Source organism: Aquirufa sp., from assembly GCF_044377215.1.
Taxonomy (GTDB): Bacteria; Bacteroidota; Bacteroidia; order Cytophagales; family Spirosomataceae; genus Aquirufa.
This window is the reverse complement of the sequence record NZ_JBILJM010000012.1, coordinates 51614-62766: the sequence shown is the minus strand read 5'-3', so window position 1 is coordinate 62766 and position 11153 is coordinate 51614. Positions and strand designations below refer to the sequence as shown.

Here is an 11153-nt window from a genome sequence, read left to right as displayed (position 1 = left end):
TCAATGCAGTTGCTAAGCTTCCTCCTTCAATTTCAGCCTCAGCAGCCATCAACAATACGTCCGCAAAACGGATGATATTGAAGTTCATTGTCGCATAACCACGTGTCCAAGAAGATCCATCAGTCAAGGTATTCTCTTGACGCTTGTAGTAGATGTATTTCTTAGGTGAATATGGACCTGCATAAGGTTGAGCACGAATCCAGTTAGCTCCTGGATGCTCGATCCAGTCTAAGTATTGGATACCACGACGACCGATTGTATGGTCAATACGTGGATCTAATGGATCTGTATCCTCTGTAAATGCAGCCGAAGAGTTGATACCGAAGTCATTCTTAACTGAATTAGCAGCTAAGTTATAATCTGGAGTACCATCACCTTGCTCGCCTAACAATGGTAAACCATTGCTCGTACGATACGCGTTCGCCATCGAGAATGATGGTTGGAAGAAACCACAGCAGTTACCTGGACCGTCAGAACCCGTGTTGTATGGGTAGTTCAAATCATCGAAACCATTCGAGTTATTCACGTTACCCGTATTCATGGATGATTGAATCGCAAATATAGCTTCTTCGTTGTTGTCATTCTCCGCATTGAAGATTTCAGCAAACTTAGATACTAAGCCGTATTTCTTGCCATTCGTTGTCTTTCCGTTAGCAATAACGTTAGAGAACATTGAACGAGCATCTGCAAATTTATTTTGGTATAAATAAGCTTTTGCTAAATACGCACCTGCAGCCCACTTGTTTGCACGACCTGCAGCAGACGAAGTCTCAGGCAAGTTGTCAAATGCAAATTTGAAGTCGCCTTCGATCTTACCCCAGAAATCTGGAGAGTTCTTCACTTTTTCGATTCCTTTACCGTAGTCCATTGTTTCGTCTACGTAAGGTACTGAGTTAAATAAACGCTTCAGTTCGAAATAGAAGTGACCACGTAAGAATCTAGCTTCCGCAATTACACGGGTTTTGTCTGAAGCAGACAATTCCTTAGAAGCGTTAGCTAAATTAATCGTTGCATTTGCACGAGCTACACCTTCATATTTTGCTTGCCACGTTGAGTTTAAGTCTCCATCTGTAGGATCAGTCTCATAACGTTGCATGGCATTGATGTTCGAGTAATCACCTGGGTCAGTACCCTTGTTACTCTCGCCACCACGAATAGAACCCCAAACCCAGTTGTTAGCCGCAGCTAAACGAGAGAAGCCTTTTCCTGCTAATTGTGCATATGTACCAATTAGCGCTCCTTCTACACCAGCTCTTGAAGTTAATTGCGCTTGAGCTAAAGAGCCCGTTGGCAATACTTCCAAAAACTGATCCTTACAAGCGAATGTCAACATAAATGCTGACGCACTTACTAAACTTATACGCTTTAAAATCTGATAATTTTTCATGTTCTTAATTTTTAAAATTGGCTTTCGCTTAATTAGAAATTCAAGTTGATCGAAGCGTTGAATGAACGCGTAACTGGGTAGTTACCTACGTCAATACCAAAGCTTGTATCAGCAGCACCACCAACACCTGGATCTAGACCTTTGTACTTAGTCAAAGTCAACAAGTTATTAGCTGATAATACTACTTTTGCTCCTTTAACTCCAATTTTGGAGATAATGTTTTTTGGAACTTTGTAACCTAACGAAATATTCTGTAAACGGATATAATCTCCATCCTCTACGTACCATGAGTTCTCAGCAGCTGAAGTAGAAATGTTAGATGCTGATTCCCAAATTGGAGCCTCTGCAGCATTTCCTAACGCTGGAGTCCAAGAATTCTTCGCACGCTCACCTTTTCCTGATCCTTCAAATGTTCCGTAGAAATCAGTAAACCACTTAGACTGGTTCCAGATTTTGTTACCTGCAGATGCATATAAATACATATTCAAGTCAAAATCTTTGTAAGTCAAACCTACGTTTACACCACCTGTGTATGTAGGAACTGGAGAACCTAAGAATGTACGGTCAGATGGGGTGATTTTTCCATCTCCATCCGTATCTGCATAACGGAAACGACCTACACCTGCACCTGCTTGTGCTGGAGCCGAAGCAACTTCCTCTTTAGATCCAAAATATCCCATTACCTGGTATCCGTAGAAAGAAGACAATGAACGTCCTACTTCCATACGAATTGGTGTAATACCACGGAATGCACCACCAACTAAGTTCGTGATACCCGGAGCAAATGCTACGATCTCATTCTTCAAGAATGAATTGTTGAATGTTAACTCATATTTCAAGTCAGCAGTGATGTTACCACGGTTGATAATTTGCATATCAATACCTTGGTTACGCATTTTTGCAACGTTAACTGAAGGTGCTGAGGCTGATGGTCCAACAACCGCTGGAAGAGGTACGTTGAATAACAAATCCTCTGTATCTTTTCTCCAGATATCAAATACAACTTCCCACTTACCGTTTAACAATGTTGCGTCGATACCTAAGTTAGACGTAACAGCAGTTTCCCATTTCGCAGCAGGGTTACCGATACGAGAACGGAAGTATCCTTCATCAGCTCCAGAAGATTGACCTCCGATTGGGTAAAACGAGTTTCCACGATCAGCAGCATATAATGAATACTGATTAGCAGGGTTTACGTTGTTTGAGTTACCCATTGTACCCCAACCACCACGGATTTTCAAATCTGTGATTGCAGGAATATCACGCATAAACTCTTCTGAAGTTACACGCCAAGCTGCTGAGAACGCTGGGAACACACCATAACGATTCAAAGAACCGAAACGTGAAGATCCGTCACGACGAACAACTCCTGTGAAATAATACTTCTCATTAAAGTTGTAATCTAACTTAGAGAACAATGAATAGAAGTTAACACCATTAAATAAGTTAGAGTTAACTACTGGCGATTGAACTGCATTCAATGTTACGAAATCTAAGTCCATAGAGAATGGATTAATACCTGAACCATTGATTGAACGACCACGTCCTGTATTCAATGACTCTAAACCACCCAATACTTTAATTCCGTGCTTTCTCCACTGATACTTGTAGTTAACTGTATTTGTTAACACCCAAGCAAATGAATAACCTGAACCTTCTGAGAATGAATTCGAAGCCTCTGGCTCTGAATCACCTAAGTAACGATAGTTATAGTTTTTGAATGCTGAGTTGTTGTATTGACCTCCTAAGCTAGTACGAATTGTCAAATCTTTGATTGGCTCATAATCAACATAGATGTTACCCACTGCATTTGCATTGAAGTTATCATCATTTGAGTTATTCAACACAATTTGACGAACTGGGTTACGTGGATTGTTAAAACCACCTGCCTTTGTAGATGCATAAGATCCAAACTCATCAAATACTGGGATAACTGTAGGCATACGATAAGCAGATAAAATCACTGACTCATCACCTGCAACACCTAAACCGTTGTTACCACCAGCTTGACCACGAACTGAACGGTAAGTGAATTGTAAGTTTTCACCTATTTTCACTTTCTTGCCTAAGTTAAACTCAGAGTTAAAACGAACAGAGTAACGCTTGAAATCATTTTGAATCAAGATACCATCTTGTTGCTGACCTGATAAACCTAAGTAAAAACGTCCTGTCTCAGAACCACCAGAGAAACCTAACGAGTGACGCTGCGTTGCGCCCATACGCGTAATTTCATCATACCAGTTTGTACCAGCTTTGTTTGCTTTAATTAAGAAAACATTCTCAGGGTTAGCCGCACGAGCAGCTGCAATAGCAGAAACGTCAGCGTTATTTACACCATTTGCTCCATTTGCATGCAAATAAGTTGGCAATGTAGCTTGCGCTGAAGAACCATATTGTGGGTGATTGTACTGAGGAGCCGTTCCGTTAGCTGCCGCGTTATTACGGTATGCTACGTGTGTCCAATCAGCTTGCTCTTGTGGAGTCAACATTTTTGGAGCACCACCAACGTTTGGATCTGTAGCACCATACATTCCATTATAGGTAATTTGTAATGGCTTCTTTCCTCTTGAACCTTGCTTAGTTGTGTAAACAATTACACCATTCGCAGCACGAGCACCATAGATAGAAGCAGCTGCCGCATCTTTCAATACAGTAGTTGACTCAATATCATCTGGAGATAAGAAATCCGTTGAACCTACAGGAACACCATCAACAATGTAAAGAGGCTCGTTACCACCAAAGGCACCGAAACCACGTACACGAATGATTGAGTTTGTTCCTGGCTGACCGTTTGTGATCAAGGTAAGACCTGCCACACGACCTTGCAACATTTGCTCAACGTTACCCGTTGGCGCAATCTGTAAATCGGCCGCCTTAACGATCGAAGCAGCTGCCGTAGACTCTTTCTTGTTAGTCACTGAGTAACCTGTTACGATTACTTCGCTTAATTGACTAACATCTTCATCTAAAACTACTGAGATAGAAGATTGTGATCCTACGGTCACTGATTTTGTTTTGTACCCTACTGCAGAAATGTTTAAAACAGCATTTCCAGATTTAACTGTCACACTAAATGCACCATTGGCATCAGTTGTTGCACCAGTTGTTGTTCCTTTTACAGCAACACTTACTCCCGGAATTCCTTGAGCATCTGTATCCGTAACTTTACCTGATACCTTGCGATCTTGCGCGAATGACGAAAAACTCCCTAGCATCACAACCGCGAGCACTAGAAAGCTTCGAAGACTTTGGTAAAAATTGTTTTTCATAATACGTTTTAATTAGTTTTTAAATAATGATTAATTGGGGTTTAACATTCTTTTCAATTCAATATTGGGTCTCCTTTCTTTTTTGGTTTACACTAAACACGTACACAAACATTTAATTAAAAATTCAAAAAATAGGTCTAGAGGATATCATAATCAATTATCGGAATGATACAATTAATTAACTGTGATATACAATCCTTATCGACCAAAGATGTAAAATGACCATTTACCATGCAAACATTTTACTGATATTATTTCATTTTTAGTCTTAAAAATGGCATTTAACCATTATTTGACTATAAATACGCTAGTTATTTATTAGTCAAGTGCCAAAAAAATGAGAATAATAGGAAAATTTGGACAAAAACAATCCCTATGCAAATATTAATTTTGTCCTATATTAAGAATTTGTAAAACTTTAATAAATATTTTTCTGAAGTCCCAAAAATCCTAAAACACAATTTCATGATTAATGTCTAATTTTGGCTAATGACAGATTTCGTACCTAAAAACATCTTACCTAGCCTACCGGAAGAGCCCGGTGTCTACCGCTATTTCGATGCGTCCGATACAATCATCTATATAGGAAAAGCCAAAAACCTAAAAAATAGGATAAGCAGCTATTTCACCAACCTCCAAAATCACAATACAAAAACTCGAAAATTAGTCCAGCAGATTTGTCGGCTCGAATTCACCATCGTACACTCCGAATTTGACGCACTTTTATTGGAGAATACGCTTATCAAACAATTTCAGCCCAAATACAACATTCTACTACGGGATGATAAAACCTATCCATTTATTTGTTTAACCAAAGAACATTTTCCTCGCCTTATCACTTCGCGGCGAATCGACCATGCCGCAGGTACATTTTTTGGCCCATATGCGAATCCGAAAGCAATGAATGGGATGCTAGAGATGATTCACCAACTATACCCATTGCGCAGTTGCTCCCTCGCGTTAAAGCCCGGAAATATTGAACAAGGGAAATTCAAGGTCTGCCTAGAATACCACATCGGTAATTGCAAAGGGCCATGTGAGGGATTGCAAAAGGAAGATGATTATTTGGTATACATCGATCAGGTAACACATATACTAAAAGGAAATTACCAAAAACCAAAAACTTTTTTCCAAGAACGAATGCAAGAATCAAGCGGCCGTTTAGCTTTCGAAGAAGCGCAAGAATGGAAAGAAAAATGGGAACTCCTCGAAAACTTTCAATCGAAATCGACAGTCGTCAATCCATCCATCCATGATATCGATGTGTTTTCGATGGTTTCAGACGAACAGATGGCATACGTCAATTTCATGAAGGTTATTAACGGGACTATTTTGCAGTCACAAACCTACGAAGTCAAAAAGAAATTAAATGAAGACGAGTCGGACCTACTGACTATGCTGATTTGGGAAAAGCGAGATCAATTTCACAGCGAGGCCAAAGAGATTTTGACAAACATTCCCATGTCAATCGAATTTCGTGGAATCAAGAATACCATCCCGCTAATGGGTGACAAGAAAAAACTATTGGACATGTCACTCAAAAATGTGCTCTATTTCCGCAAAGAAAAAGCCGATCGCAAAGCCGCAGAAGAATCAGGTGGGGATCGAAAAATGCGTGTTTTATTGACTTTGAAAAATGATCTTCATTTAAAACACTTACCCAAACGCATCGAATGCTTTGATAATTCCAACCTCCAAGGGACTAATCCAGTCTCTGCCATGGTTTGCTTCATAAACGCCCAAGCGGCTAAAAAAGAATACCGCTTGTTTACTCCGCGAACAGTCGTAGGACCAGACGATTTCGCGACCATGTACGAAGTCATTACACGGCGCTATACGCGATTGATCGAAGAAGAGGCCGAAATGCCCGACTTAATTATTGTCGATGGAGGCAAAGGCCAATTAAGTGCCGCATGTGATGCACTGAAAGCAATAGGTCTTTATGGACAAGTTCCCATTATTGGTATCGCAAAAAGACTTGAGGAAATTTACTTCCCAGAAGATAGTCTGCCTTTGTACATCGACAAAAAATCGGAATCCTTAAAATTAATCCAACAACTTCGCGATGAGGCACACCGTTTTGGAATTACAGCGCATCGTAACAAGCGTAGCAAGAATTTCCTAATAAGTCAATTAGAAGAATTAGATGGAATTGGAAAATTAACCGCCCAAAAATTAATGAAACATTTTGGCACGATACGCAACATGTATGATTCACCAGCGGAAGATCTAGAAAAAGTGTTAGGGAAATCAAAAACACCTGGTTTTCGGAAACAACTCAAAATTTGGCTAGACGAAAAGTCTTAATTGTGAGATTCAAATTTCCCTACCTCAATGTGCTGAAATTGTCTGTAAACTTGAATAATGATTGAGAGCGCAATGGCCATTTCACAAACGCCAACAACTAACACAAAGATTCCCATCATCAGGCCTTGCTGCGCATCATCTTGGCGCGAAAAAGCAATTAAATTCAAATTAGCCGCATTTAACATCAGCTCAATACCCATCAATATAAATATCGCATTACGCTTTAGAACCATAATCGTGAAACCCGTAGCGAACAATGCCGCACTCGCCCATAAAAAATAAATTACCGGAATTTCAGTCATTTCGTTTTGCAATATAAGTTGCCCCCACGAGCGCAATTAATAAATAAACACCAACCAATTCGAACGGAAAGGCATATTTTGTCAAAAGCGCAACACCCACATCGCGTAATTTCGACTGATCATTACCCACTACATGCAATTGCCAATCCATACGTGAAAAGACATAAATCAAACCAATAAAAATCGATAATCCAACCGCTGCCGACCTGATAAAACTACGCTGCTCGACCCTTAAATGATTCTTACCGTTCGTTTCGCGGGACTGCTGAGTCGTCAACATGATTCCAAAAAGGATTAAAATCAGCACTCCACCCACATAAATCATCAAATGAGAAACAGCCATTACGTCAGCATAAGCAATGACATACAAGCCCGCAAGACCAAGCATACACATAAACATCGCCAATGCCGCATGCAAGATATTGCGCGTAAACAACATCGCTAACCCACTCCCGCAAGTTAAAATCACTAATGCCAAAAATGATAGTAAGATAGGGGTCATGGTTTAGACGTTGGACGCTGGACGTCAGACGTTGGACTTGGATCTTTAGCTTTTACTTTAAAACTTGGCTTAAAAACTGACTTCTTAACCTCCGGACTAACGACTTCGGACTCCGGACTAGTACTAGACGCTGGACTTTGGACGTTAGACGCTGGACCTTCGGACTCTTGACTAGCGACTAGCGACTCCGGACTTGCAACTACCTTGGGTTTAAAACTTGGCTTAAATGCAGGTTTAGACGCTGGACCTTCGGACTCTTGACTAGCGACTAGCGACTGACTACTGTCCACTGTCGACTGACCACTGTCCGCGGACTTCTTCAACTCCTCTTTCTCCGCCACAAACTGTTCATACAAACGCTTCTTCTCCTCGGCCTCCTCCGCCGATAAGTTCGCAAATGAGAAATTATGCTCTTTGACCTCAAAAACAGAAAAGTCATACTCCGATGTCATCGTTAAACACTCCGTCGGACAAACCGTTGTGCACAGACCACAAAAACAACATTTAGACATGTCGATGTCGAATTTGGCAGCATAAAGTCGAATGGGAGATCCGTCAGATGTTAGGCCAACTAACCCAGTAGCTTTGATGGGCTCAATTTCGATGCAATCAACGGGGCAGACTTTGACACATTTGTCACAAACGATGCAATCATCCATCTCATTGTGTAGCTGGTAGCGACCATTATCTGGGACAGGAATTTCCACATGCGGATATTCCAATGTCGTAATCCCTGAAGTTTGCGAAAAATAAGCGGCATCCTGAATGTTATGTTGGGTCCGCTTTTTACGAGCATCCCAGGCATGCTTCCATGTCAGAGCCATCCCCTTTCGAGTGCTCTGAATCACATCAACAATTTCTTTCAAATAACGCTTCATCTCAGACATTAAAAATAAATGGCGGGATAAGAAGACGGATCAGCTTCACGCATCATTTCGTAAACAGTATCCACCACATTTTCTACATTTGGTTTTGAAAAATAATCTCCATCCGAACTATAGGCTGGTCGGTGAGGCATCGCCGCTAAACACCGCGCTGGACTATCTAACCACGAAAAGGCACCTTGTTTGTCTAACACCTCTTGCATCATATAGGCTGATGTCCCTCCCGGCATATCTTCGTCGGCAAACAACACACGCTGCGTCTTCTGAATCGATGTCAAAATAAGGTGGTATCGGTCAAATGGCAATAAAGTTTGTACATCGATAACCTCAACCGAAATTCCCATATCGGCTAAACAATTCGCTGCCTCCATCACGATCCGACACATCGACCCATACGTTACAATCGTCAAATCATTCCCCTCTCGTAATATTTCAGGCACCCCAAGCTCTACTTGAATAGCCAATAAATTGTTGGGCATCGGTTCTTTCAATCGATATCCATTCAAACACTCAACCACCACACCGGGATCATCTCCGGCTAATAACGTTCGGTACATGCCAGCCGCTTGAGTCATGTCACGCGGAACACAGAAGTGAACTCCACGCAATCCATTAATCAACACAGCCATTGGACTTCCCGAATGCCAAATCCCCTCCAAACGATGCCCACGCGTTCGCAGTATCATCGGAGCTTTTTGACCCCCAGCCGTACGGTAATGTAAACAAGCCCAATCATCCGATAAGATCGGAAAAGGATAAAATATATAATCTAAATACTGAATCTCGACAATTGGTCGTAAACCACGCATCGAAGCGCCAATTCCCTGACCCACAATACTCACCTCTCGAATTCCCGTATCCGTAACTTTGAGAGGTCCAAAAATCTCTTGCAAGCCCGCTAGCGTTTGATTTACATCACCAATCTTCCCTACGTCCTCACCCAAAATAAAGACGCGTGGATCGGTTAAAAACTGCGCAAAACTCTTATTTAAAATTTCGCGCCCATCTACAAGGACAGGTTCTTTATCATATTCAGCCTTAACCCCTTTAATGTGCATTGGACTTTGCGCTGATTCACTCATTTGATGTGAACTAAACCGACGATGGTTTTTCGTCTCCAATTCTTCAAGCCAATGCCGAAGTAATTTGACAGCAGGCCCTTGAAAGAAGCGAAAAGCACGCAAGGTTTTTCGCCCTGCACGCACCAAATCACTAAAAATCGGGTATGAAAGTTGGTTTAATTCTTCTAATATAGGTTCGATCAAACCAGGTTCATTCGTCGAATCATATAGGTTTTTAGCAATCCGTAAGAAGCCCTTTTTGTCAACTTCAATCGAAGCCATGTAAGCAGCAAAAGCCTCTTTTTGGTATCTGCGTGCTTCTTTAAAGGCCTCTTCATCAATGGCAAGCAAGGTGCTTTCATCCGAAATTCCAGCCTGTATAATCCACTCCCGAAAACGCACATTGCAATCAGCATCAGACTCAAATTGAAGGCGCTCGGCCGACTTATATCGCTCATGTGATCCGGAGGCCGAGTGACCTTGTGGTTGTGTACATTCAATAACATGCACTAAACAAGGCACATATTCCTCTCGCGCCAAACGAGCCGCCTGCTGATAAGCCACCACCAATCCAGGATAATCCCAAGCCTTTACTTGAAAAATCTCTATTCCTTTTTCCGTTTCTGTTCGTTGGTATCCAGCTAACGCCTTTGAAATCGATGATTTAGTTGTCTGAAATTCAATGGGAACTGAGATGCCATAACCATCATCCCAAACTGAAAAAACAATCGGAATTTGCAACACTCCTGCCGCATTTATACACTCCAAAAACATTCCTTCGGAAGTTGACGCATCCCCAATCGTCGTAAAACAAACCTCCTGTCCCCCTTTGGAAAATAACGCGCTATATGGCTCTAAATCAGGCCTTTCCTTGTACATTTTCGAAGCATAGGCCACGCCCAATGCACGCGGAGTCTGCGCACCTGTCGAAGAAATACCCGCAACATTATTATACGTTTCAGTTTGATTTAACCATTCCCCCTGGGCATCTAGCCACCGAGTTGCATGGTGATTATTCATTTGTCGGCCACCTGAATGTGGATCAAACTGAATATCGGGATGTCCATATAATTGCGCAAAATATTGCGGCCAGGTTAAGTCTCCAATCGCCACCCCGATCGTCTGATCCCGGTAATAACCTGAAATATAATCACCCCGTTGCATCGAATTCGCCAAAGCTATTTGACACAATTCCTTCCCATCCCCGTAAATTCCAAATTTGGCTCGACCCGAAAAAACTTCTTTGCGCACTAGCAAACTACATGCCCTACTTAGCGCAGCAAGTCGATAATTATCCATTACCTGATTCGGATCAAATGTAATCCCAGGATTAGAAAATGAATAGCTATGAGTCAAAGACAAGAGTATTTATGATTGTAACGTGTAAAAATACAACAAAATCCTTGTCGGCCAAATACGTTCCATTTCAAACTTTTTGAAA

General features: G+C 41.5%; 7 protein-coding genes. 1 reads left to right on the top strand and 6 read right to left on the bottom strand.

The window, feature by feature from the left end; translation table 11 throughout:
- Together ACIQ6T_RS05775 and ACIQ6T_RS05770 are read right to left on the bottom strand one after the other, a co-directional pair.
- Window positions 1–1387, bottom strand: a 1387-nt coding sequence (locus ACIQ6T_RS05775) for a RagB/SusD family nutrient uptake outer membrane protein (RefSeq protein ID WP_395784961.1), incomplete at its 3' end; no start/stop codon positions are given.
- Between the two features lie 32 nt (window positions 1388–1419).
- Entirely contained in the window at window positions 1420–4656 is a 3237-nt protein-coding gene (locus ACIQ6T_RS05770; protein WP_395784960.1) for a SusC/RagA family TonB-linked outer membrane protein, read from the bottom strand.
- 489 nt (window positions 4657–5145) lie between these two features.
- On the opposite strand from ACIQ6T_RS05770, the gene uvrC reads away from it, so the two are divergent.
- Window positions 5146–6963 carry an excinuclease ABC subunit UvrC gene (gene uvrC, locus ACIQ6T_RS05765; protein WP_395784959.1) on the top strand — a complete coding sequence of 606 codons (1818 nt, stop codon included), beginning with the start codon at window positions 5146–5148 and terminating at the stop codon, window positions 6961–6963.
- Here uvrC and nuoK read toward each other — a convergent pair.
- Genes nuoK through ACIQ6T_RS05745 form a run of 4 tightly spaced genes read right to left on the bottom strand, consistent with a single transcriptional unit; the run spans window position 6960 to window position 11068 of the window.
- On the bottom strand, window positions 6960–7265 hold the full coding sequence (gene nuoK / locus ACIQ6T_RS05760) for an NADH-quinone oxidoreductase subunit NuoK (protein WP_395784958.1): 306 nt from the start codon (window positions 7263–7265) through the stop codon (window positions 6960–6962). The genes uvrC and nuoK overlap by 4 nt on opposite strands.
- Window positions 7258–7767 carry an NADH-quinone oxidoreductase subunit J gene (locus ACIQ6T_RS05755; protein WP_395784957.1) on the bottom strand — a complete coding sequence of 170 codons (510 nt, stop codon included), beginning with the start codon at window positions 7765–7767 and terminating at the stop codon, window positions 7258–7260. The genes nuoK and ACIQ6T_RS05755 overlap by 8 nt, the downstream gene beginning before the upstream one ends.
- Window positions 7764–8654 (bottom strand): 4Fe-4S binding protein, encoded by an 891-nt coding sequence (locus ACIQ6T_RS05750; protein ID WP_395784956.1) that lies wholly within the window; start codon window positions 8652–8654, stop codon window positions 7764–7766. The genes ACIQ6T_RS05755 and ACIQ6T_RS05750 overlap by 4 nt, the downstream gene beginning before the upstream one ends.
- Window positions 8654–11068, bottom strand: a complete 2415-nt coding sequence (locus ACIQ6T_RS05745) for a thiamine pyrophosphate-dependent enzyme (RefSeq protein WP_395784955.1) — start codon at window positions 11066–11068, stop codon at window positions 8654–8656. The genes ACIQ6T_RS05750 and ACIQ6T_RS05745 overlap by 1 nt, the downstream gene beginning before the upstream one ends.
- Window positions 11069–11153 lie beyond the last annotated feature (85 nt).

Excerpts from the sequence above, each read along its gene's own strand:
- ACIQ6T_RS05770 (WP_395784960.1), bottom strand. The coding sequence starts at position 4,656 with ATGAAAAACAATTTTTACCAAAGTCTTCGAAGCTTTCTAGTGCTCGCG.
- uvrC (WP_395784959.1), top strand. The coding sequence starts at position 5,146 with ATGACAGATTTCGTACCTAAAAACATCTTACCTAGCCTACCGGAAGAG.
- nuoK (WP_395784958.1), bottom strand. The coding sequence starts at position 7,265 with ATGACTGAAATTCCGGTAATTTATTTTTTATGGGCGAGTGCGGCATTG.
- ACIQ6T_RS05755 (WP_395784957.1), bottom strand. The coding sequence starts at position 7,767 with ATGACCCCTATCTTACTATCATTTTTGGCATTAGTGATTTTAACTTGC.
- ACIQ6T_RS05750 (WP_395784956.1), bottom strand. The coding sequence starts at position 8,654 with ATGTCTGAGATGAAGCGTTATTTGAAAGAAATTGTTGATGTGATTCAG.